At 63.7% G+C, this 21687-nt stretch carries 17 protein-coding genes and 1 tRNA gene; 8 read left to right on the top strand and 10 right to left on the bottom strand.

The annotated features are described in order from the left end of the window. Positions 1-235 precede the first annotated feature (235 nt). The 4 genes from ACHFB9_RS07870 to ACHFB9_RS07855 all read left to right on the top strand — a co-directional run bounded on the left by ACHFB9_RS07870 (position 236) and on the right by ACHFB9_RS07855 (position 6709). Positions 236-311, top strand: a tRNA-Thr gene (locus tag ACHFB9_RS07870). 157 nt (positions 312-468) lie between these two features. Continuing rightward, entirely contained in the window at positions 469-1605 is a 1137-nt protein-coding gene (locus ACHFB9_RS07865; protein ID WP_417070882.1) for an efflux RND transporter periplasmic adaptor subunit, read from the top strand. A 14-nt stretch (positions 1606-1619) separates the two neighbouring features. Continuing rightward, positions 1620-4745: an efflux RND transporter permease subunit gene (locus tag ACHFB9_RS07860; RefSeq protein WP_417070881.1), complete on the top strand. Its 3126-nt coding sequence runs from the start codon at positions 1620-1622 to the stop codon at positions 4743-4745. Between the two features lie 119 nt (positions 4746-4864). Continuing rightward, positions 4865-6709, top strand: coding sequence for a GGDEF domain-containing protein (locus ACHFB9_RS07855; protein ID WP_417070879.1), 1845 nt, complete (start codon positions 4865-4867; stop codon positions 6707-6709). Here the strand turns inward: ACHFB9_RS07855 and ACHFB9_RS07850 are convergent. The 7 genes from ACHFB9_RS07850 to ACHFB9_RS07820 form a co-directional block, all read right to left on the bottom strand. Then, positions 6664-6948: an STAS domain-containing protein gene (locus ACHFB9_RS07850; protein WP_417070877.1), complete on the bottom strand. Its 285-nt coding sequence runs from the start codon at positions 6946-6948 to the stop codon at positions 6664-6666. The genes ACHFB9_RS07855 and ACHFB9_RS07850 overlap by 46 nt on opposite strands. Beyond that, entirely contained in the window at positions 6945-7436 is a 492-nt protein-coding gene (mlaD, locus tag ACHFB9_RS07845; RefSeq protein WP_417070876.1) for an outer membrane lipid asymmetry maintenance protein MlaD, read from the bottom strand. The genes ACHFB9_RS07850 and mlaD overlap by 4 nt, the downstream gene beginning before the upstream one ends. Before the next feature lie 68 nt (positions 7437-7504). Beyond that, complete coding sequence (gene mlaE, locus ACHFB9_RS07840) at positions 7505-8308, bottom strand: lipid asymmetry maintenance ABC transporter permease subunit MlaE (protein WP_417070874.1); 804 nt, start codon at positions 8306-8308, stop codon at positions 7505-7507. Continuing rightward, the gene (locus ACHFB9_RS07835) at positions 8305-9168 is read right to left on the bottom strand and encodes an ABC transporter ATP-binding protein (protein WP_417070872.1); all 864 of its coding nucleotides are present in this window, start codon (positions 9166-9168) and stop codon (positions 8305-8307) included. The genes mlaE and ACHFB9_RS07835 overlap by 4 nt, the downstream gene beginning before the upstream one ends. Continuing rightward, entirely contained in the window at positions 9161-10573 is a 1413-nt protein-coding gene (adeC, locus tag ACHFB9_RS07830; RefSeq protein WP_417070870.1) for an AdeC/AdeK/OprM family multidrug efflux complex outer membrane factor, read from the bottom strand. The genes ACHFB9_RS07835 and adeC overlap by 8 nt, the downstream gene beginning before the upstream one ends. Position 10574: 1 nt before the next feature. After that, positions 10575-13733, bottom strand: coding sequence for an efflux RND transporter permease subunit (locus ACHFB9_RS07825; protein ID WP_417070868.1), 3159 nt, complete (start codon positions 13731-13733; stop codon positions 10575-10577). A gap of 12 nt (positions 13734-13745) precedes the next feature. After that, positions 13746-14918, bottom strand: coding sequence for an efflux RND transporter periplasmic adaptor subunit (locus tag ACHFB9_RS07820; protein WP_417070867.1), 1173 nt, complete (start codon positions 14916-14918; stop codon positions 13746-13748). 228 nt (positions 14919-15146) lie between these two features. On the opposite strand from ACHFB9_RS07820, the gene ACHFB9_RS07815 reads away from it, so the two are divergent. Both ACHFB9_RS07815 and ACHFB9_RS07810 read left to right on the top strand, forming a co-directional pair. Then, positions 15147-15779, top strand: coding sequence for a TetR/AcrR family transcriptional regulator (locus tag ACHFB9_RS07815; RefSeq protein ID WP_417070865.1), 633 nt, complete (start codon positions 15147-15149; stop codon positions 15777-15779). Between the two features lie 49 nt (positions 15780-15828). Further along, the gene (locus tag ACHFB9_RS07810; RefSeq protein ID WP_417070863.1) at positions 15829-16740 is read left to right on the top strand and encodes an SHOCT domain-containing protein; all 912 of its coding nucleotides are present in this window, start codon (positions 15829-15831) and stop codon (positions 16738-16740) included. Positions 16741-16780: 40 nt separating this feature from the next. Here ACHFB9_RS07810 and ilvN read toward each other — a convergent pair whose 3' ends face one another. The 3 genes from ilvN to fdxA all read right to left on the bottom strand — a co-directional run bounded on the left by ilvN (position 16781) and on the right by fdxA (position 19464). After that, on the bottom strand, positions 16781-17077 hold the full coding sequence (ilvN, locus tag ACHFB9_RS07805) for an acetolactate synthase small subunit (RefSeq protein WP_417070862.1): 297 nt from the start codon (positions 17075-17077) through the stop codon (positions 16781-16783). Positions 17078-17079: 2 nt separating this feature from the next. Then, the gene (gene ilvB / locus ACHFB9_RS07800; protein ID WP_417070860.1) at positions 17080-18744 is read right to left on the bottom strand and encodes an acetolactate synthase large subunit; all 1665 of its coding nucleotides are present in this window, start codon (positions 18742-18744) and stop codon (positions 17080-17082) included. Positions 18745-19140: 396 nt separating this feature from the next. After that, positions 19141-19464 (bottom strand): ferredoxin FdxA, encoded by a 324-nt coding sequence (fdxA, locus tag ACHFB9_RS07795; protein ID WP_417070858.1) that lies wholly within the window; start codon positions 19462-19464, stop codon positions 19141-19143. A 195-nt stretch (positions 19465-19659) separates the two neighbouring features. On the opposite strand from fdxA, the gene trxA reads away from it, so the two are divergent. Both trxA and rho read left to right on the top strand, forming a co-directional pair. Further along, on the top strand, positions 19660-19986 hold the full coding sequence (gene trxA, locus ACHFB9_RS07790; protein ID WP_417070856.1) for a thioredoxin TrxA: 327 nt from the start codon (positions 19660-19662) through the stop codon (positions 19984-19986). Positions 19987-20112: 126 nt separating this feature from the next. Next, the gene (gene rho / locus ACHFB9_RS07785; RefSeq protein WP_417070854.1) at positions 20113-21372 is read left to right on the top strand and encodes a transcription termination factor Rho; all 1260 of its coding nucleotides are present in this window, start codon (positions 20113-20115) and stop codon (positions 21370-21372) included. Positions 21373-21687: the final 315 nt, after the last annotated feature.

The following is a 21687-nucleotide window of genomic DNA, read 5'->3' as shown; positions in this document are numbered from 1 at the left end:
ATGCGAACAAGCCAAATCATGCACAAAAATGACATTCTGCACCAATAAAGTGCAGAAACTTCAACCGAATCGGCAACACTTCACCCCTTCCCCACTCCGGCGCATTCTGATCAGAATCGGTCGCTGTTTTGAAAAAAATCCGCCCGTTTTTTAGCGCTTGCGCGACAGCGATTTTCTCGTGTATGATTCGGGGCTTCTCTGCTGCGGGACACACCCCGGTTTGAGACGCAATATTGCCGGTGTAGCTCAGTTGGTAGAGCAGCGCATTCGTAATGCGAAGGTCGGGAGTTCGACTCTTCTCACCGGCACCAATATCGTAAAAAGGGCAGCCCAGCGGGCTGCCCTTTTTGCATTTCGGAGGCAAAAAACCCGCACCACCCACCCGGCGGTGACACAAACCCGACAAACTGCCGGCGCTTCGGGCGCCTAGAATCCGGGCCAATTCCACTCCTACCGGATCGGTTTGTCATGTACACATTCCCTCGTGGTATCAGACGACCTTGGCTCGCCGCCATTGCGCTGTCGTGCACGGCGCTTGTCGCAGGCCTGATCTACGCGTTCAGTGGCAGTGCTCCGGCCGCAGCTCACGCCAAACCTTCGAGCAAACCCGCGCAGCTCGACTTCTCACCGAACGACGTGCTGCAGGTCTCGGTCAAGCCGGTCGCTCGCGTGCTCCCGATCTCCGGCCTGCTCAATCCGATCACCCAGGTTCAGCTGAACAACACCTTTGAAGGCCGGGTCAGCGAAGTACAGGTGCGGGCGGGCGACGATGTCACGGCCGGCCAGGTGCTCGCCCGCCTCGACGAAGCCGACCTCAAGGCCCGCATCGCTGAACGCTCAGCCGCTCTGGCCAGTGCCGAAGAGCAGATGCGCGTCGCCGAACGAAGCCGCAACTCCAATCACACGCTGCTCGAGCAGAACTTCATCTCGAAGAACGCCTACGACAACACCTTGGGCGGATACGCCGAGCGTCGCGCCGCCGTCGATGCGCAGCGTTCCCAGCTCGCAATCCTGCAGCGTTCGCTGCGCGACGCGAAGATCGTCGCGCCTTTCGCCGGCGCGGTCGCGAGTCGCCAGGTAGAACCCGGCCAGTGGGTCGAGCCCAACCGCAAGCTCTTCACTCTGGTCGATCTGCGCCACCTTGAGATCGAAGCGAGCCTCCCGAGCCAGCACCTCGCGCGGCTCGCGGTCGGCCAGCGCGTCCATTTCCGCACCGAAGGCTATGGGGACAAGGTCTTTGAAGGAAAGCTGGTCCGTATCAACCCGAGCGTGCAGGCCGGAACGCGCAGCGTGCTCGCCTATGTCGCGGTCGACAATCCGGACAAGCAGCTCAAGGCGGGGCTGTTCGTCAGCGGCGAGATCGAGACTGGCGCGCCCGAGGACGAGATCCGGCTACCGGCCACCGCGATCCAGCTTAAACCAAAGAGCCACGGGGTCTGGACGATCCGCGCCGGCAAGCTCGCCTGGCAGGAAGTCAGCTTCGAGCGGATCAGCGCCGACGAAGTGCGGGTTACCCGCGGCCTGAAGGGGGGCGAGCAGATCATCGCAATGCCGCTCAAGGGCGCTGTTGAGACCCAACCCGTGCGCGTCGTACCGGCAGCCTGACAGGAGAGCCGACCATGTGGCTGACCCGAATCTCGATCCGCAACCCGGTGTTCGCGGCGATGCTGATGCTGTGCCTCGCCGTGCTGGGCCTGTTTTCATACAAACAGCTAACCGTCGAAGCGATGCCGGACATCAAGTACCCGGCCGTCGCGCTACAGACCACCTACCCCGGCGCGACACCAGAAGTCGTCGAGGTCGAAGTCTCGCGCAAGATCGAAGAGGCGATGAACACGCTGGCCGGCGTCAAGCGGGTCACCTCGCGCTCCTACCAGTCGCTGTCGCTGGTCTTCGTCGAATTCGAGCTGGACGTCGATGCGGACAAGGCCGTCGCCGACGTGCGCGACAAGCTCGCCCAGGTCAGGCCTTCGCTGCGCGATGAGGTCAAGCAGACCGTGCTGTCGCGCTTCGGCCCCGACGAGCAGCCGATCATGTCGCTGAGCCTGATCTCGGACCGGCACAGCGGACGAGAGATGACCGACCGAGCTCAACGCCTGGTCCTGAAACGTCTGCAGACCGTCAAGGGCGTCGGCCGGGCCTCGCTGGTCGGCGCCGTGCCGCGCGAAATCCAGATTCAGCTCGACCCGTTCCGGATGAGGGCGCTGAATATCGGCGTCGAACAGATCACCGATGCGTTAAAGCGCGAAAACCAGCTGCTGCCGGCCGGCGCGCTGAAGAATCCGCGCCAGGAGATGATGGTTCAGGTCGAGGGCCGGCTCGCTGACCCGCTGACCTTCCAGGACATCGTGCTCGCCCAGCGCGGCGACGCACAGATCCGCCTGCGCGACGTCGCCCAGGTTCGGGACGGCGAAGCCGAGCCGACCTCGCTGGCGCTGATCAACGGCAAGACCGCGCTGTCGATCGACGTCTACAAGGTATCAGGGACGAACACGGTCGAGACCGCCGACGGCATCCACAAGGCGATCGAAAAGCTGAACAAGGAACTGCCCGAAGGGATGAGCCTGGACATCATCTCGGACGATTCGACCGAGATCCGCAACGCGCTCGACGACGTCGAAGTGACGCTGCTCGAAGGCGCGGCGCTGACCGTGTTCATCGTTTTCCTGTTCCTCGGTTCCTGGCGCAGCACCGTGATCACGGGCCTGACCCTGCCGCTCGCACTGCTCGGCACGATCTTCATGATCCGGGCGCTGGGCTTCAGCCTGAACATGATGACGCTGCTCGCGCTGTCGCTGTGCATCGGCCTTCTGATCGACGATGCGATCGTCGTCCGCGAGAACATCGTCCGCCATGCGCTGCGCGGCAAGTCGCCTTTCGATGCGGCGATGGATGGCACGAAGGAGATCGGCCTCGCCGTGCTCGCGACGACGCTGACGATCGTCGCAGTCTTCCTGCCGGTCGGCTTCATGGGCGGCGTGATCGGCAAGTACTTCTACCAGTTCGGCCTGACCGTCGCCGCTGCGGTGATGCTATCGATGTTCGTCAGCTTCACGCTGGATCCGATGCTCTCATCGGTCTGGAAGGACCCTCACGCGCACGGCGATGCCGCGCACGGTGGGCCGATCGGGCGCGCGCTGAATGCGTTTGGCCGCCTGCAGGACGCGATCGCCGAGACCTATGGACGGCTGATCGGCTGGGCGCTGGCGCGACGCAAGACGGTGCTGGCCCTAGCGGGCGCGACTTTCATCGGCAGCTTCTTCCTGCTGCGCTTCGTCGGTTCCGAGTTCATCCCGAGCGCCGACTATGGCGACATCAACGGTAACCTGGAAACTCCGACCGGATCGAGCCTCACTTACACGCTGGGCAAGACGAAACAGATCGACGCGTTGCTGCGCAAGTTCCCCGAGGTCAAGCGCACCTACATTACGATCAGCTCGAACGGCTGGGCAACCGGCTCTGAGTTGATCGGGCTGTCGATCAAGCTCGTTCCGCGCAAGGAGCGCCGCGACGGCCAGGACGCGATGCTCAAGCGCCTGCGCGAAGCGCTGCTCAAAGTCGGCGGCGTCGAGCTGAAGAACCTGCAGGCCGGAGGCGGAGACGGTGGCGGCTCACCGATCTGGCTCAGCGTCCAGGGCGAGGACACCCGGGTGCTGCAGAACATCTCGCAGCAGCTCGTCGAGCGCATTCGCAAGGTGCCGAACACCGTGGACGTGCAGACTTCGAACGACTCGGCGAGGACAACGCTGGAGATCCGCGTCGACCGGACTGCGGCGGCAGATCTGGGGCTGTCGGTCGAGCGGGTCGGCAACACCTTGCGCCCCTTCATCGAAGGCGACGCCGCGACGAGCTGGCAGGCGCCGGACGGTGAAACCTACGATGTGAAAGTCCGCCTGCCGGCCGAGCTGCGCCGCAACGGGAACGACCTCGACCAGCTGTGGATGGCCAGCAACCGAACCGACACGGCGACCGGCCTGCCCTACATGATCGCGCTCTCTCAGGTCGCGAAAGTCGTCGAAGGGCGCTCTCCGGTTCGCATCAACCGGAAGAACCTGACCCGGGACATCTCCGTGACCGCAAACGTGTCGGGCCGTTCGGCCGGCGAAGTCGGTCAGGACGTCAAGAAGATCGCCGACAGCATGACCCTGCCTCCCGGCTACCGGATCGAGACGGCTGGCGCCAACGAGAGCATGAACGAGTCCTTCGGCTATGCGCTGTCGGCCCTCGCGCTCGCGGTGATCTTCATCTACATGATCCTCGCCTCGCAGTTCGGCAGCTTCCTGCATCCGCTCGCGATCATGACCTCGCTGCCGCTGTCGCTGATCGGCGTCTTCCTCGGGCTGCTCATCGCGCGCAGCACGCTGAATATGTTCTCGATCATCGGCATCATCATGTTGATGGGCCTCGTCACGAAGAACGCAATCCTGCTCGTCGACTTCGTCGAACAGGCGCAAAAGCGCGGAGAAGCGCGTGCCCAAGCGATCGTCGATGCGGGCCGGACCCGCTTGCGTCCGATCATGATGACGACGTTCGCGATGATCTTCGGCATGATGCCGCTCGCGCTGGGTCTGGGCGAAGGCGGCGAGCAGCGCGCACCGATGGCCCACGCGGTGATCGGCGGCGTGATCGCCTCGACCCTGCTGACGCTGATCGTCGTGCCGGTCGTCTATACGTATCTGGACGATTTCAGCGCCTGGCTGCGCCGCAAGTTCGGCGCGCGCGCCGTCGCGAACGAAGCCGTCTGAACACGTCAGAAACGTCAATTCCTGTGTCAGGGAGGGCATTGCGCCCTTCCCGGCCCGGGCTTAACCCTTCCGCAACATCCGCGCACGACACTTGAGTCAGCCACTCAGGAAGTCGTGCCATGCTCACACAAGAATCCCCGACATTCGACCCTCTGGACGATCAAGGCCAGGAGCTGCTGCAGATCATCAAGACCCGCGCGCTCACCGCACACTTCCAGCCCATCGTCGATCTTCAGGGCGGGGCCATCCTCGGTTTTGAAGCCTTGATCCGCGGCCCGTCCGACAGCTGCCTGCATTCGCCTCCGGCGCTCTTCGAAGCCGCGCAGCGCTGCGGATTGCGTGCCCAGATGGAAAGGTGCGCTCTGCGCACTGTCGTTCACCGCTTCGTCGAACTCGATCTGCCTGGCCAGATTTTCGTCAATGTCAGCTCCGACGTGCTGATGGCCGGGCTGGAACAGCGCTGGCCCCTGATCCTGGCCGAACTCGCCGAGATCGGCCTCGCGCCCCGCCGCATCGTCGTCGAGCTGACCGAGAACCAACCCGTCAAGGACTACGCGCGGCTGCGCCGCTGCTTCACGCTGCTGCGCACGGCCGGCTTCGAACTCGCGATCGACGATCTGGGCGAAGGTTTCTCGAGCCTGAAGCGCTGGGTCGAGTCGAGACCCGACTTCGTCAAGGTCGACCGCTACTTCATCGAAGGCCTGCACCGCGATCCGCTCAAGCAGCAGTTCGTTCGCGCCCTGTCCGCAATCGCCCGCGAAGCCGAAGCGAAGATCATCGCCGAAGGCGTCGAATCGGCCGACGAGTTGAGCGTGCTGCAGGACATCGGCTTCACGATCGTTCAGGGCTACCTCTTTGCCCGCCCTCATCCGAGCCCGGCGGCAAGCCTGTCGCCACAGATCCTCAAGCGCATCCGCCCTGCCCGCTCCCTGACCTTGCCTTCTGCCGAGGGGCGTTCGCGCACGGCGGCGGCGCTGGCCCAGCAGGTGCCGACCATCACCGCGGCAGCCTCCTGCCTCACCGTCTATCAGATGTTCACGGAGCAGGCCCAGCTCAACTGCCTTCCTGCGCTCGATGCGGCAGGCCGTCCGATCGGCCTGCTGCGTCGTCTCGACGTGATGGAGAGGATGTCCCGACCCTATATGCGCGAGCTCTACGGGCGCCGGCCCTGTACCGCGCTGATGATCGATGCACCGCTGATCTTCGATGCCGGAACCAGCCTGCAGACGATGAGCGAAGCGGTCGTCGCGACCGATGTGCGCCACTACACGGACGGTTTCATCGTGACCCAGGGCAGCGAGTTCGCCGGCATGGGCTCGATCGCCGACCTGATGCGCGCGATCACCGAGATCCAGATCCACACGGCCCGCTACGCCAACCCGCTGACCCTGCTGCCCGGCAATGTGCCGATTCACGATTATGTGGATTCCTTGATCGAGCAGCAGACCCACTTTGTCGTCGCCTACTTCGACCTGGACAACTTCAAACCCTTCAACGACATCTACGGCTACCGGCGCGGCGACGATCTGATCCAGATGACCGCTCGGGTTCTTGCCGGCGCCAGCGATGAGGATCTCGATTTCCTCGGACACATCGGCGGCGACGACTTCGTCGTGATCTTCCGCTCCTCCGACTGGGAAGCGCGGGTCAGCGCAGCGCTGTCCGAGTTCGACCGGACAGCTTGGGCATTTTTCGACGAGAAACACCGCCAAGAGGGCGGCTATGTCGCCCAGGACAGGCGGGGCGAAGCGGTATTTCACCCGCTCGTGACGCTCAGTGCCGGCGTCGTGCCGGTTGCGCCCGGAAGCCACCCCAACCACGTCGGAGTCTCCGCGACCGCGGCCGAGGTCAAGCACCGCGCCAAGCGGATGCCGGGCAGCAGCTTCTTCGTCGACCGCCGGCGCAGCCCCGCAGTGGATCAGCCTGCGACAGTTTCTGCGACCAGCAGCTCTTCGAGGCCGTAGAGCGCAGCGAGCGCATGCAGTTGAGGCGGACAAGCCTGCACGCGCAGCTTGCGCACCCGGCGCAAAGCGGAGAGGATCATCGCCAGCGCCGATGAATCGAGCGGCCCCGCGGCGGACAGATCGAGCGTCAGAGAGGCCGAATGACGGGTCGCAGCGGCGATGCGCCGGGTCAGATCCGCCGCGGTCGCCAGCGTCACCGGGCCGCGGAACTCGAGCTTGCCTGCAGAGTCGCCGCTCATTGCACCTTCTCCGCGCTGCCTGCGCTAGAACCCCCTTCGGCGGCCTTGTCGAACATGAAGCGGCTGATCAGCTTCTCGAGCACGACCGCAGACTGCGTCTTCGTGATCGTCTCGCCCGGCGCCAGATCCTTCTCGTCGCCACCCGGCTCCAGCCCGACGTACTGCTCGCCGAGCAGGCCCGAGGTGTTGATCGTCGCGAAGGTGTCCTTCGGGAAACGATAGCGCCCATCCACCTTCAGCACCACTTTGGCCTGGAACTTCTCGCGGTCGTAGTGGATCTCGGTGACCCGCCCGACCAGCACGCCCGAGGCCTTGACCGGCGCCCTCGCCTTCAGACCGCCGATGTTGTCAAAGTTCGCGGTCAGCTCATAGGTATCGCGCAGCTTCTCGCCGCCCAGGTTGCCCACCTTGAGCGCCAGGAACAGCAGCGCCACGATGCCTATGGCCACGAAAATGCCGACCCCCAGGTCGATTCTGGAACGATTCATCGTTCAAACCCCATCAAAATTGAAACCCGCCCCGGCCCTCGCCGGAGCGCGAAAACCTTCCGCGCGCGCTAGCCCCGGAACATGAACGAGGTCAGCACGAAGTCGAGCCCGAGGATCGCCAGCGACGAACTGACCACGGTGCGCGTGATCGCGCGCGAGATCCCCTCGGCGGTCGGCACGCAGTCCCAGCCTTCGAACACCGAGATCAGCGCGACCGCGACGCCGAACACGCCGCTCTTGATCACGCCGTTGAGCACGTCGTAGCGAAAATCCACCGAACTCTGCATCTGCGACCAGAACGCGCCGTTATCGACGCCGATCAGCACGACGCCGATCAGCCAGCCGCCGAACACGCCCATCGCCGAGAACAGCGCCGCCAGCAGCGGCATCGAGATCACCCCGCCCCAGAAGCGCGGCGCGATGACCCGCGCCAGCGGATTGACCGCCATCATGTCCATCGCCTTGAGCTGCTCGGTCGTCTTCATCAGCCCGATCTCGGCCGTCACCGCGGTGCCGGCCCGACTCGCGAACAAGAGCGCCGCGACGACCGGCCCCAGCTCACGGATCAAGGACAGCGACACCATCACGCCCAGCGCCTCGCTCGAACCGTAGCGCTGCAAGATCTCGTAGCCTTGCAGCCCTAGTACGAGTCCGATGAACAAGCCCGAGACGGTAATGATCTGCAGCGAGAGCAAGCCGCTCATGTAGATCTCGCGCATCGTCAGCGCCCGGAAGCGCCTCAGGCTCTGCCCCGAATAGACCAGCAGCATACCGAGGAAACGGGTCGCGAAACCGACCCGCCAGACTCCGTCCACGGCCCAGGCGCCCAGCCGGGTCAGCGCGCCCGCGCCAAAATCGAAACGTCCGCTCATGCCCGCCCTCCCAGCAGCGCATCCCGGTAAGAAGGCGCGGGATAGTGAAACCGCACCGGGCCGTCGGCTTCCGAATGCACGAACTGATGCACATACGGATCGGTCGAGGCGCGGATCTCGTCCGGCGTGCCTTCGGCGACCACTTTGCCTTCCCCGATGAAGTAGACGTAATCGACGATCGCCAGCGATTCGAACACGTCGTGCGTGACCAGCACCGAGGCCGCACCCAGCGCGTCGTTGAGCCGGCGGATCAGCTGGCCGATCACGCCCAGCGAGATCGGATCCAGACCCGCGAACGGCTCGTCGTACATCATCAGCATCGGGTCCAGCGCGGTCGCCCGCGCCAGCGCGACACGCCGCGCCATGCCGCCCGAGAGTTCGGAGGGGCGCAACGCCGCCGCCCCGCGCAGCCCCACCGCGTGCAGCTTCATCAGCACCAGATCGCGGATCAGCTCCTCGGGCAGGCCCGTGTGCTCGCGCAGCGGGAACGCGACGTTGTCGAAGACCGACAGGTCCGTGAACAGCGCGCCGAACTGGAACAGCATGCCCATGCGCCGGCGCAGCGCGTAGAGCGCGTCGTGCGCGAGCGACGCGACATCGCGGCCATCGACCGACACCGTGCCCGCCTGCGGCTTGAGCTGACCGCCCATCAGCGACAGCAGCGTCGTCTTGCCCGAGCCGCTCCCGCCCATGATCGCGACGACCTTGCCGCGCGGAATCGTCAGATTCACGCCGCTCAGCACTTGCCGGCCCCCGTAGGAGAAGCTCACATCGCGGATTTCGACGAGCGGCGGAGCGCTGACCAGTCTCAGCGCCCAGCCAATACGGGAGTCGTTAGCGGCTTCCCCGCAGTCAGTCATGATGCGCGTCGCCCTTCCAGCCGCCGCCGAGCACCTTGTACAGCGTGACCTGATTGGCGAGCAGCGCGAGGCGCGTCGCCACGAGGTTCTGCTGTGCGGCGTAGAGCGTACGCTGCGCGTCAAGCACTTCCAGATGGCTCGCAACGCCGTTCTTGTAGCGCGCTTCGGCGAGGCTGAAGCTCACCTCGCTGGCTTCGTTCAGCGAAGTCTGGGCGGCAAGCTGATCCGCCAGCGTCGCGCGTTGGGCCAGCGCATCCGCGACTTCGCGGAAAGCCGTCTGTATCGCCTTCTCGTAAGTGGCGACCTGGATTTCGCGTTCGACCTTGACTGCCTTCAGGTTGGCGACATTGCGCCCGCCGGTGAAGAGGGGCAGATTGATCTGCGGCGCGAAGGACCAGGTGCCCGAGCCGGCCTTGAACAGACCGCTGAGCTGGCTGCTCGCCGTGCCGGCCGAAGCGGTCAGCGTGATGCTCGGGAAGAAGGCCGCGCGCGCGGCTCCGATATCGGCATTGGCGGCCTGCAGGCTGTGTTCGGCCTGAAGCACATCGGGCCGCTTCTGCAGCACTTCGGAAGGCACTCCGGCGTCGAGTTCGTCCAAAGCGCTGACAGCCGCGAGCGGCGCTGTCGGCAGTTCGGAGTCCTGGAGCGGACGCCCGACCAGCAGGGTCAGCGCATTGCGGTCGAGTTCAAGCTGGCTCGTCAGCTGAGCGAGCGAAACCCTGGCCGAATCGACGCTGGTCTGGGCCTGGCGCAGATCCAGTTCGGACGACGCACCCAGCTCGTAACGGCGCTTCGCCAGATCATAGGAAGCCTGCTGGCTCTCCAGAGTCTTGCGGGTCAGCTCCAGGCGTTCATGATCGGACGCCAGGGTCAGCCACGCTGAAGCGACTTCGGCGACGAGGCTGATCTGGGTGCTGCGCCGAGCTTCCTCGGTCGCGAAGAACTGCTGCAGCGCCTGATCCTTCAGGCTGCGCACGCGGCCGAACAAGTCCAGCTCATAGGCCGAGAAGCCGACGCCGACGCTGGCGCTGCGACTGATCATCGCCTGTCCGGTCGAGGACAGGTCGGCGGGCAGGCGCTGGTTCGAATCGGTCCCCGTCGCCGCGATGCTGGGCAGCAGGCTCGCGCGCTGGATCTGGTACTGGGCGCGCGCCTTCTCGATGCTGAGCGTGGCCACGCGCAGATCGCGGTTGTTGGCGAGGGCTTCGGCGATCAGGTTTCGCAAACCCTGATCGATGAAGAAGTCCTGCCAGGCGAGATCGGCGGCGCTCTTGCCCTGAGCCGGACCGGGCACGCTCCACTGGGCCGCCACCGGGGCGGCGGGTCGCTGGTAGTCAGGCGCCAGAGTGCCGCAGCCGGCCAGAGTCAGCGCCGCCAGCGTGGTCAGAATTTCTATCTTGCGCATGTCAGTGCTTCTCCAGCTGAGCAGAGGATTGAGACGTCTTGGGCTCGTGGTGTTCGCGGAACAGACGGCGAACGACGACGAAGAAGACCGGGACGAAGAACACCGCGAGCACGGTCGCCGTGAACATCCCGCCCATCACGCCGGTACCGATGTCGTTCTGAGCGCCGGAACCCGCGCCGCTGCTGATCGCCAGCGGCAGCACGCCGAGGATGAAGGCGAGCGAAGTCATCACGATAGGCCGCAGGCGCAGACGCACCGCTTCGACCGAGGCTTCGATCAACGTGGCGCCATGCTCCATCTGGGCCTTCGCGAATTCGACGATCAGGATCGCGTTCTTCGCCGACAGACCGATCGTGGTCAGCAGGCCGACCTGGAAGTAGACGTCGTTCGACAGGCCCCGGGCACTCGCGGCGAGCAGAGCTCCGATCACGCCCAGAGGCACGACCAGCATCACCGAGACCGGGATGGACCAGCTCTCATAGAGGGCCGCCAGACACAGGAAAACGACCAGCATCGAAATCGCATAGAGCGCCGGCGCCTGGGCTCCGGACATCCGCTCCTGGTAGGACAAACCTGTCCATTCGATACCGATTCCCGGCGGCAGCTTCGCGGCGATCTCTTCGATCGCGGCCATCGCATCGCCCGAGCTCTTGCCCGGGGTCGGCTGGCCGAGGATTTCGACCGAAGGCGAACCGTTGTAGCGCTCAAGGCGCGGCGACGCATAGATCCAGTGTGAAGTCGCGAAGGACGAGAAAGGCACCATCTGGCCGCTCGCGTTGCGCACATGCCACTTCGACAGATCCTCGGGCAGCATCCGCGACGGCGCATCGCCCTGCAGATAGACCTTCTTGACCCGCCCCTTGTCGATGAAGTCATTGACGTAGGCGCTACCCCAGGCCGAGCTGATCGTCGAATTGATATCGGCGAGGCTCAGACCCAACGCGCGGGCCTTGGCCTGATCGATGTCGATCTTGAATTCCGGCGTGTCCTCCTGGCCGTTCGGGCGAACCGCCATCAGGTTAGGGTTCTGCGCCGCCATGCCGAGCAGCTGGTTGCGCGCGCCCATCAAGGCCTCGTGTCCCAGACCACCGCGGTCGACCAACTGTGCGTCGAAACCGGTCGCATTGCCCATTTCCACGACAGCCGGCGGCGCGAAGGCGAAGACCATCGCATCGCGGATCTGCGAGAAAGCGCCCATTGCCCGACCGGCCACCGCGGCAACCTTCAGATCAGGCCTCTTGCGCTCGCTCCAGTCCTTCAGGTTCACGAAACCCATCGCGGCGTTCTGGCCCTGGCCGGCGAAGCTGAAACCGGTCACCGTAAACACGTCCTTGGCCGCTTCCTTCTCGTTGTTCTGGAAGTAGGCTTCGACCTTCTTGACCACTTCGAGCGTGCGCTCGGTCGTCGCACCGGCCGGCAGCTGCGCCTGGACCAGCATGAAGCCCTGGTCTTCATCGGGCAGGAAGGCGGTCGGCATGCGCATGAAGAGCGCGATGAGGCCCAGCACGATCAGCAGATAGATGAACATGTAGCGGCGGGTCTTGCCGAGCATGCGCCTGACGATGCCTTGGCTCGCGTTGTTGGTGCGCTCGAAGCCGCGGTTGAACCAGACGAAGAAGCGACCGAGCACGCTGTTCTCACCGGCAACGTGCCCCTTCTCGACGGGCTTGAGGATCGTTGCGCAGAGCGCCGGAGTCAGCACCAGAGCGACGATCACCGACAGCACCATCGACGAGACGATCGTGATCGAGAACTGACGATAGATGACGCCGGTCGAGCCGCCGAAGAAGGCCATCGGCACGAACACGGCCGAGAGCACCAGAGCGATACCGACCAGGGCACCGGTGATCTGGCGCATCGATGTGCGCGTCGCTTCGGCCGGCTGGAGTCCTTCCTCGGACATCAGACGCTCGACGTTCTCGACGACGACGATCGCATCGTCGACGAGCAGACCGATCGCCAGCACCATACCGAACATCGTCAGCGTGTTGATCGAATAGCCGAAGGCCGAGAGCACACCGAAAGTGCCGAGCAGCACGACAGGCACAGCGATGGTCGGGATCAGCGTCGCGCGGAAGTTCTGCAGGAACAGGTACATCACGACGAAGACCAGCGCAATCGCTTCGATCAGGGTCTTGACCACTTCCTCGATCGAGATCTTGACGAAAGGCGTCGTGTCGTAAGGCGTGATCGTCTTCATGCCGTGCGGGAAGAACTTTTCGAGCTCCGCTGCCTTGGCCTTGACCGCATTCGCGGTGTCCAGCGCGTTGGCGCCCGTCGCGAGCTTGATCGCCAGACCGGTGGCCGGCTTGCCATTGAAGCGGGCAACGATGTTGTAGCTCTCGCCGCCGAGCTCGATCCGCGCGACGTCGCGCAAACGCACCACCGCGCCATCGCTGGTGGTCTTCATCAGGATCGCGCCGAACTGCTCGGGCGTGGAGAGCCGGCTCTGCGCCGAGACCGTCGCGTTGAGCTGCTGCCCCTTGATCGCCGGCATTCCGCCGAGCTGACCGGCCGAAACCTGAGCGTTCTGCGCGGAGATCGCGGCACTGACATCATCCGGCGTCAGCTTGAAGTTTTGCAGCTTCGCCGGATCCAGCCAGATACGCATCGAATACTGGGTGCCAAACAGCGTCGTCTCACCGACGCCGTTGACGCGCGCGATGACGTCCTGGACGTTGGCCGCGACGTAATCGCCGAGGTCGATGTCGCTCATGCTGCCGTCTTCGGAGATGAAGCCGAGCACCATCAGGAAGTTGCTCGAAGACTTGGCCACCTGAACGCCCTGCTTCTGCACTTCCTGAGGCAGCAGAGGCGTCGCCAGCGAGAGCTTGTTCTGGACCTGAACCTGGGCGATGTCCGGGTTGGTTCCGGCATCGAAGGTCAGCGTGATGCTGACGCTGCCGGTCGAATCGCTGGTCGAGGACATATAGGTCAGGTGATCGATACCCTTCATCTTCTGTTCGATCACCTGGGTCACGCTGTCTTCGACCGTCTTGGCCGAAGCGCCCGGGTAGTTGGCGCTGATCGTCACCGCGGTCGGAGCGATCGGCGGATATTGGGAAATCGGGAGCGTGCGGATCGCCAGAGCACCGGCGAGCATGATCACGATCGCGATCACCCACGCGAAAATAGGTCTTTCAATAAAGAAACGGGACATGGAACTCTATCCTCAGCGTTGGGCAGCTGCGGGCTTGTTGGCCGCGACCTTGGCAGGAGCACCGGGGCGAATCTTCTGCAGTCCATCGACGATCAGCTTGTCGCCGGCCTTCAGGCCTTCGGACACCACCCACTTGTCGCCCAAAGCCTGACGCAGCTTCAGGATGCGCGGCTGGACCTTGCCGTCAGCACCGAGCACCATGGCCAACGGCTGCCCCTTCTCGTCGCGGGTCACCCCTTGCTGGGGCACGAGGATGCCCTGCTCATCGACACCTTCGTCGAGCTGGGTGCGCACATACATGCCCGGCAGCAGCTCGCCCTTGGGGTTCGGGAAGATCGCACGCAGCGTGACTGTGCCCGTCCCCTGATCGACGGTGACGTCGGAGAACTGCAGCTTGCCACGGAGCGGATAGCGGCTGCCGTCTTCGAGCAGCAGACCGACGCTCGCATCACCGCCACCCGCGCTCTTGAGGCTGCCACTGGCGAGCTCGCGCTTCAGACGCAGCAGATCGGCGCTCGACTGGGTCACATCGACGTAGATCGGATCGAGCTGTTGAACCGTCGCCAACGCCGTCGCCTGACCGGCCGCAACCAGCGCGCCCTGAGTCACCGAGGACTTGCCGATGCGGCCCGAGATCGGCGAAGCGACCCGGGTGTACGCGAGATTGATCCGCGCCGTGTCGAGCGCGGCCTTCGCCGAGGCGACATCGGCCACGCCTTGCTTCGCGGCTGCCTCGGCATCGTCGTAATCCTGCTGGCTGACGCCCTTGATCGCGACCAGAGCCTTGTAGCGCTCGGCCTTGTTGCGTGCACTCGAGAGATTCGCTTCGGCCTTGGCGAGGGCAGCCTGCGCCGAATGCAGAGTCGCCTCATAGACGGCGGGGTCGATCTGGTAGAGCGCCTCGCCGGCCTTGACGTCGCCGCCTTCGCGGAACTGCCGCTTGAGCACGATGCCGCCGATCTGCGGACGGATCTCCGCGATCTGGTAAGGCGAAGTGCGCCCCGCCAGCTCGCTGGTCAGCGTGACTTTTTGCGGCGTCACGGTCACGACCCCCACTTCGGGAACACCCCCTCCCATCATCCCGCCTTCGGGGTGACCGGAACGGCTGCATCCAGCCAGAGTGCCAACGCCTGCGATCAGGGCAAGACTCGTCGCGAGCAACGCATTGGTTCTACGCACTTGCATGAAAACCTCTCTCTTTGTGGGGCGTCGCCGTGGGCTGCGCGGGCAGATTTGGCGGCGACGAGTAATTTGAGCGAACACTCAATCTAGTTCGAGCGTTCATTCTATGCTAGGATTTTCAGGGTGGTCAACACTCTGCACCCCGCAGACAAGACCGTAATGATCAAGAACGATGCCCAGCGAACCGGGCAGAATACTGACTGCAACTTCGGAATGCTTAACGAGAAAACGATGAGCGACAAGCCTCAGGAACAGAAAGAGACAGAAACCTGCCGGGCCGATGCGCGCCGGATCCAGGTTCTTGACGCCGCCTCGGCCTGTTTCCGCCGTCACGGCTTCCATGGAACCAGCATGGCCGAGCTTTCCCGGGCTGCAGGGATGAGCGTCGGCCACATCTATCACTACTTCGCAAACAAGGAAGCGATCATCGCCGCGATCGTCGAACGCGACAATCAGCGGGCAATCGAGATCGGTCGCGAGATCGAACAGCGGAGCCTCGACAGCGGCGACCGTTTCGCGGCGATGATAGAGATGATCGACCGCGGCGTCATCGACGAGGTGCTCGACGATCCGAACGCCGCGCTGCTGATCGAAATCGCGGCCGAAGCTGCGCGCAACGAGAAGATCGCCGCGATCATCCGCAGCGAGCAAGAAAACCACATGTCCTGCTCACGCGAGATGCTGATCTCGGCCTACCACACCGCGGACAAAGCCTTCGACCCCAAACTGCTCGAGAGTCAGGCCAACATTCTCGATGCGCTGTTCAGCGGCCTCGCGCTGCAGGGCCTGCGCAACCCGAACATGGATCGTGACACACTGGCGGTGGTGCTGCGGGCTGCGCTCAAGGGAATACTGGAAGTCTGAGCCTGGCCACGGACAACGCGCGTCACATCCAATCAAAGGAGCTTCATCGATGTTTCCCCGCCACAAAGCAGCCCTCCTCGTCGCGCTGCTCGCCTCGCTCGCCGCGCCAACCAGCCAGGCGAATTTCTTCAGTTCGCTGTTCTCGGGAGGAGACGACAGCGCCAGGATTACGCAGTGGGCGGCCAATCCGGCACAGCCGCTCAAGTGGGGCGAATGGGACCAGGTCAGACTGGAGAGACACGCAGGAACGCCGAACGACCACCCCGCCCAGGTCAGCACCGAACAGGTAGCGGCCGCGCTCGCCTCGATCCAGATCCAGGCCTTCAGGCAGATCCGTCCGCTATTCGCTGAAGCGGAGGTCCGCCGCTTCTCGCTGGCGATCTCGCTCGCGCTGGCCAAGGCCGGCCCGGATCAGGATGTCGTCTTCATCAGCACCGGTGAGCACGAAACAGGGCTGATCTCACCGACTCTGGCCAACAGCGGCCGGATCTTCTTCGCCGACGGCCGGATCAACGTGCTGCTGGGTATGGCGCATTACGACTTCCTCGTCGACCTGCGCCGCGGCTCGCAACGCCCGCCTGCTTTCTTGTCCGGCGACCGCTCTTCAGCATCGGCCGACGTCAAGGTCATCGGCCTCACCAAGGGCGATGCGAAACTCGTGCGCAGCGACTGGATCGCGATCACTCCGCCCAAGATCGAGCCCAAGCCTGCGCCCAAGGTCTACACCTTCCCGCTCGCCGGCAAGCCGGCCGAAGCTCCGAAGATCTATACCTTCCCGCTCGCTTCGCCCGCCCCGCAGGCCGTTCCGGCCACGGCGCCCACCGCAGCTCCCGCGGACAACGAAGCCTTCTACGGCAAGCAGGAGGCACGCCTGCGCACTCTGCAGAAGATGCACCAGCAAGGCCTGATCAACGACGAAGAACTCAAGGCCAAGCGCACCGCGATCCTCGGCGACATCTGACCACGCTGAGCGCGGGCACGCTGACGTGCCCGCGCGCCCTTTACGCGAAGAACTCCTCCAGCCTCTGGAACACCGAATGGTCAGTTCCATGGCAGCGCAGCTCGAGCACATCGACGAGCTTCTCGGCCTGCCTCATCATCTGTGGCAGACGGTCGTCGTCGAGGACGAGGAGCCAGATCCGGCTCTGGCTGCCGTCGCCGAAGGGCATGCAGAGAATGCCCTCGACGTTGAAGGCGCGACGCGCAAAAAGACCGCAGACGTGGGTCATCACTCCCGGATGGTTGCGAACGGTCAGTTCCAGGACGATCTTGGGAACAGCTGCATTTGCGTCGGTCACGATCAACCTCCAATCATCTCGGTATTGGCAGCCCCCGGGGGAACCATCGGATAGACCTTCTGATTCACGTCGATTGCGCAGCGAATCAAGCCCGGTCCGGGGGAAGCCAGCGCCTGCGCAAGACTCGCGCGCGGATCGCTACAGGCAGACAGATCGATCGAAGAGAGCCCGAAGCCTTCGGCGATCCGGACGAAGTCGACCGCCCGCGTGTAATCCGCAGCGAAGATCCGCTTGCCATAGAACATGTCCTGCTGCTGGTGCACGAGACCGAGCGACTGGTTGTCCATCAGCACGATCTTGACGTCGACGCCTTCGTCGACCGCGGTCGCCATCTCCTGGATGTTCATCATCAGGCTGCCGTCGCCGGAGAAACAGACGACCTTGCGCTGAGGTTCGGCGAGCGCGGCTCCGATCGCCGCGGGCAAGCCAAAGCCCATCGTTCCCAGGCCTCCCGAAGTTAGCCACTGGCGCGGCCGGCGGAACGGATAGGCCTGGGCAACCCACATCTGGTGCTGTCCAACATCGGTCGCGATGATCGCCTCATCGTCGAGGCAGTCGGCCACCGCGCGCACGAGCCCGTAGTGGCTCAGAGGATCGTCGATTCCGGGCAGGCGCAGCGGGTGTTCGGCCTTGAGTCCGGCCACCCGTTCGAGCCAGGCCTCGCGCCCCTGGCGCTCGATGCGCGGGAGCAGCTCGCGCAGCGCGGCCCCGACATCGCCGCGGATGCCGATATGGGTCGCGATGATCTTGTCGATCTCGGATGCATCGATGTCGATATGGATGACCCGGGCGTGCGGGCAGAACTGCTGGGTCTTGCCGGTCGCCCGGTCATCGAAGCGGGCTCCGACGCAGATCAGCAAATCCGCTTCCTGCAGCGCGTAATTGGTATGGCGGGCGCCGTGCATGCCCAGCATGCCCATCGCCAGCGGATGCTCGCAAGGCATCGCGCCAAGCGCCATCAGCGTCAGCGTCGTCGGCAGCGAAGCGCGCTCGGCGAGTTCGATGGCCAGATCGCTGGCGCCCGACGCAACGACGCCGCCGCCCAGATAGAGCACCGGACGCCGGGCGGAGTTGATCAGCGCAGCGGCCCGCTCGATCGCGTCGAGATCCAGGGCCGGAGCGGGGTCGGGCTTGGCCGCCTCGGGGATTGCCTCGAGCGTGAAGCGCTGCAGCTGCACATCCTTCGGAATGTCTATCCAGACCGGACCTGGCCGGCCGGACTGGGCGATCCGGAACGCATCGGAGATGATTCGGGGCAGATCGCGCGCGTCGTGGACGAGGTAGTTGTGCTTCGTAACCGGAATCGACAGACCATAGGTATCGACTTCCTGGAAGGCATCGGTGCCGATCAGCGAGCTCGCAACCTGACCGGTGATGCAGACCAGCGGGATCGAGTCGAGCTTCGCATCGGCGATCGCGGTGATCAGGTTGGTCGCGCCCGGCCCGCTCGACGCGAGGCAGACCCCGACTTTTCCGCTCGCGCGGGCGATACCCTGGGCGAGAAAACCAGCCCCTTGTTCGTGCCGGGTCAGCACATGATGAACGAGCTTCGATTGACCCAGCGCGTCGTAGATGGGCAGCGCAGCGCCTCCCGGTATCCCTGCGACAGTCTGAACGCCCTGAGCTTCGAGCATGCGGACCAGCAGTTCTGCTCCTGACAGTTCCATGAGCTTCTCCTTGCGAATGGCTCGGTGGGCGGCAGGGCAGAAAAAAAACCCGCCGGCTCGCACCGGCGGGGTTGAAATCCTGTTGACCTTTGGATCCCCGCTACGGCGCGACAGCACCTACGCCTACTACTACGCGTACGACGACAGCTACCGCGGAAGCGGCAGCAGAAAAGTCGGAAGCGAAAGAGAGGGCGAGCATGGATCGTTTAAGCCAACGGAAACGGAACGACGCTCCCATTGCAGCACAGTTTTCCTGAAAGCTCAAGATTGCGCTGCCCTCAAAATAATCGCCCTTCGCCCGCTCGTAAGAAAAATTCTTACAGGAAATCAAGCACCTGAATCCACTCCCCAAGAAAGGGATATATCCCCCGCATGTCAGAATGCAAACCGGACGCGTCAACGCTCGAGCTTGTCGAGCTTGCCCTTGACGCTGACCCACTCGTCAGCATCGGGCAGCGGTTCCTTGCGCGCCACAATGGGCTTCCATTTGCGCGCGAGTTCGGCGTTCAACGCGATGAAAGACTGCTGATCGGTCGGCACGTCATCTTCCGCATAGATCGCCTCTGCCGGGCATTCGGCGACGCACAGCGAGCAGTCTATGCACTCGTCCGGATCGATGACCAGGAAGTTCGGACCTTCGCGGAAACAATCGACCGGGCACACATCGACGCAGTCGGTATATTTGCATTTGATGCAGGATTCGGTCACGACGTAGGGCATGGGTTTTCTCCTGAAAGCAATCCGCTCTGGTTCCTGAGTGCTCTGGATCATACCGCAGCAAAAGTCACCGACGACTAGGGGGCTGCTTCACCCTTCACCACTTTTTCGTTAGGATTGAGCATCTTTTGCGGGGCAACCGCCCCCATCCCGCCTCCGGGCCCGCACCCGCGACGGCCGCAACTTCTGCGAGGAATCATGAGCGAACACATCCTTCACATCTCCGATGCGTCTTTTGAACAGGACGTCCTGAAGTCCGCGACTCCGGTCCTGCTCGACTACTGGGCCGAATGGTGCGGCCCTTGCAAGAGCATCGCGCCCATTCTCGACGAGATCGCCGCCGAATACGCCGGACGCCTCGTCGTGGCCAAAGTGGACATCGACAAGAACGCCGATACGCCCGCCAAATATGGCGTTCGCGGCATTCCGACGCTGATGTTGTTCAAGGGCGGCAACATCGCCGCAACCAAGGTCGGCGCCCTTTCGAAGTCCCAGTTGATCACCTTTATTGACAGCAACCTCTGATTGAGGCTAGATTAGCGGACACCATACGACGGCGCATCGCCCGATGCGTCGTTTTTTAAACTCTCCTTTCTCCCCGTCGCGTTCAACGCGCCACGCCGGCCAGCGGCCGAGCCATCCAGGTAAGTCATGCACCTCTCGGAGCTAAAGTCCCTCCACGTCAGCCAATTGCTCGAAATGGCCCATGCCAACGAGATCGATGGCGCGAACCGTCTGCGCAAGCAGGAACTTGTCTTCGCTTTGCTTCGCAATCGCGCGAAAAAAGGCGAGCCGATCTTCGGCGACGGTGTCCTCGAAGTCCTTCCCGACGGCTTCGGTTTTCTCCGCTCGCCCGACATCTCCTACCTGGCGGGCACCGATGACATCTATGTGTCCCCCTCGCAGATCCGGCGCTTCAATCTGCACACCGGCGACACGATAGAAGGCGAAATCCGCACGCCTAAAGACGGCGAGCGTTACTTCGCGCTGGTCAAGGTGGACAAGGTCAACTTCGAATCGCCTGAAGCTTCGAAGACCAAGATCCTGTTCGAGAACCTGACGCCGCTGCACCCGACCGAAGTGCTCAAGCTCGAGCGCGAGATCCGCGGCGAAGAGAACGTGACCAGCCGCGTCATCGACATGATCGCGCCGATCGGCAAGGGGCAGCGCGGCATGCTGGTCGCTTCGCCGAAGTCCGGCAAAACCGTGATGCTGCAACACATCGCCCACGCGATCACGACCAACCACCCCGATGTCGTGATGATCGTTCTGCTGATCGACGAGCGTCCGGAAGAAGTGACCGAGATGCAGCGCTCGGTCAAAGGTGAAGTCGTCGCCTCGACCTTCGACGAACCGGCCACCCGCCACGTTCAGGTCGCCGAGATGGTGATCGAAAAGGCCAAACGCCTCGTCGAGCACAAGCGCGACGTCGTGATCCTGCTCGATTCGCTGACCCGGCTCGCCCGCGCCTACAACACCGTCGTGCCCGCATCGGGCAAGGTGCTGACCGGCGGCGTCGATGCGAACGCGCTGCAGAAGCCCAAGCGCTTCTTCGGTGCCGCGCGCAACATCGAGGAAGGCGGCTCGCTGACGATCATCGCTTCGGCGCTGATCGACACCGGCAGCCGGATGGACGATGTGATCTACGAAGAATTCAAGGGCACCGGCAACATGGAGATCCACCTGGATCGCCGGATGGCCGAGAAGCGCGTCTACCCGGCCATCAACGTCAACCGCTCGGGCACCCGTCGCGAAGAGCTGCTGATCAAGCCCGAGATCCTGCAAAAGGTCTGGGTCCTGCGCAAACTGCTCTACGGCATGGACGAGATCGAAGCGATGGAATTCCTGCTCGACAAGATCAAGGCTACGAAGACCAACAACGACTTCTTTGACGCGATGCGCCGCGGTTGATCGTCTGCTTCGCCAAAAAGCCAGCCTCCGGGCTGGCTTTTTTTTACCCTCGCCCAGCCCGGATCCCAGCCCTTCGCCAGCAAAAATGCGTGCGTTCAGGGCGGCACACGATTTTGGATGCATTGTTCAAATAATGACGTTATCATTGCTCCGCTTGTTACTGGAAATGCTCTCCACCCTGGCGCGCAGCGATGTGCGCCACACTTGCCCGAATGGCTGTCCGCGGGCAAGCCGTTTGCAAACGGTTCGCCCGTCTCCTTCCGGGGACGGGCTTCTTTTTGGCTGATCCCGCCTCCGTTCCACGGCTCGGCCTGC

Origin of the sequence: Niveibacterium terrae (genome assembly GCF_048213115.1) — a bacterium.
Taxonomy (GTDB): domain Bacteria; phylum Pseudomonadota; class Gammaproteobacteria; order Burkholderiales; family Rhodocyclaceae; genus Niveibacterium; species Niveibacterium terrae.
This window is presented reverse-complemented; position numbering and strand designations above follow the sequence as displayed.

What these genes read in the sequence shown, in the direction of transcription:
- ACHFB9_RS07865 (WP_417070882.1), top strand. Translation starts at nt 469, where the DNA reads ATGTACACATTCCCTCGTGGTATCAGACGACCTTGGCTCGCCGCCATT.
- ACHFB9_RS07860 (WP_417070881.1), top strand. Translation starts at nt 1,620, where the DNA reads ATGTGGCTGACCCGAATCTCGATCCGCAACCCGGTGTTCGCGGCGATG.
- ACHFB9_RS07855 (WP_417070879.1), top strand. Translation starts at nt 4,865, where the DNA reads ATGCTCACACAAGAATCCCCGACATTCGACCCTCTGGACGATCAAGGC.
- ACHFB9_RS07850 (WP_417070877.1), bottom strand. Translation starts at nt 6,948, where the DNA reads ATGAGCGGCGACTCTGCAGGCAAGCTCGAGTTCCGCGGCCCGGTGACG.
- mlaD (WP_417070876.1), bottom strand. Translation starts at nt 7,436, where the DNA reads ATGAATCGTTCCAGAATCGACCTGGGGGTCGGCATTTTCGTGGCCATA.
- mlaE (WP_417070874.1), bottom strand. Translation starts at nt 8,308, where the DNA reads ATGAGCGGACGTTTCGATTTTGGCGCGGGCGCGCTGACCCGGCTGGGC.
- ACHFB9_RS07835 (WP_417070872.1), bottom strand. Translation starts at nt 9,168, where the DNA reads ATGACTGACTGCGGGGAAGCCGCTAACGACTCCCGTATTGGCTGGGCG.
- adeC (WP_417070870.1), bottom strand. Translation starts at nt 10,573, where the DNA reads ATGCGCAAGATAGAAATTCTGACCACGCTGGCGGCGCTGACTCTGGCC.
- ACHFB9_RS07825 (WP_417070868.1), bottom strand. Translation starts at nt 13,733, where the DNA reads ATGTCCCGTTTCTTTATTGAAAGACCTATTTTCGCGTGGGTGATCGCG.
- ACHFB9_RS07820 (WP_417070867.1), bottom strand. Translation starts at nt 14,918, where the DNA reads ATGCAAGTGCGTAGAACCAATGCGTTGCTCGCGACGAGTCTTGCCCTG.
- ACHFB9_RS07815 (WP_417070865.1), top strand. Translation starts at nt 15,147, where the DNA reads ATGAGCGACAAGCCTCAGGAACAGAAAGAGACAGAAACCTGCCGGGCC.
- ACHFB9_RS07810 (WP_417070863.1), top strand. Translation starts at nt 15,829, where the DNA reads ATGTTTCCCCGCCACAAAGCAGCCCTCCTCGTCGCGCTGCTCGCCTCG.
- ilvB (WP_417070860.1), bottom strand. Translation starts at nt 18,744, where the DNA reads ATGGAACTGTCAGGAGCAGAACTGCTGGTCCGCATGCTCGAAGCTCAG.
- fdxA (WP_417070858.1), bottom strand. Translation starts at nt 19,464, where the DNA reads ATGCCCTACGTCGTGACCGAATCCTGCATCAAATGCAAATATACCGAC.
- trxA (WP_417070856.1), top strand. Translation starts at nt 19,660, where the DNA reads ATGAGCGAACACATCCTTCACATCTCCGATGCGTCTTTTGAACAGGAC.
- rho (WP_417070854.1), top strand. Translation starts at nt 20,113, where the DNA reads ATGCACCTCTCGGAGCTAAAGTCCCTCCACGTCAGCCAATTGCTCGAA.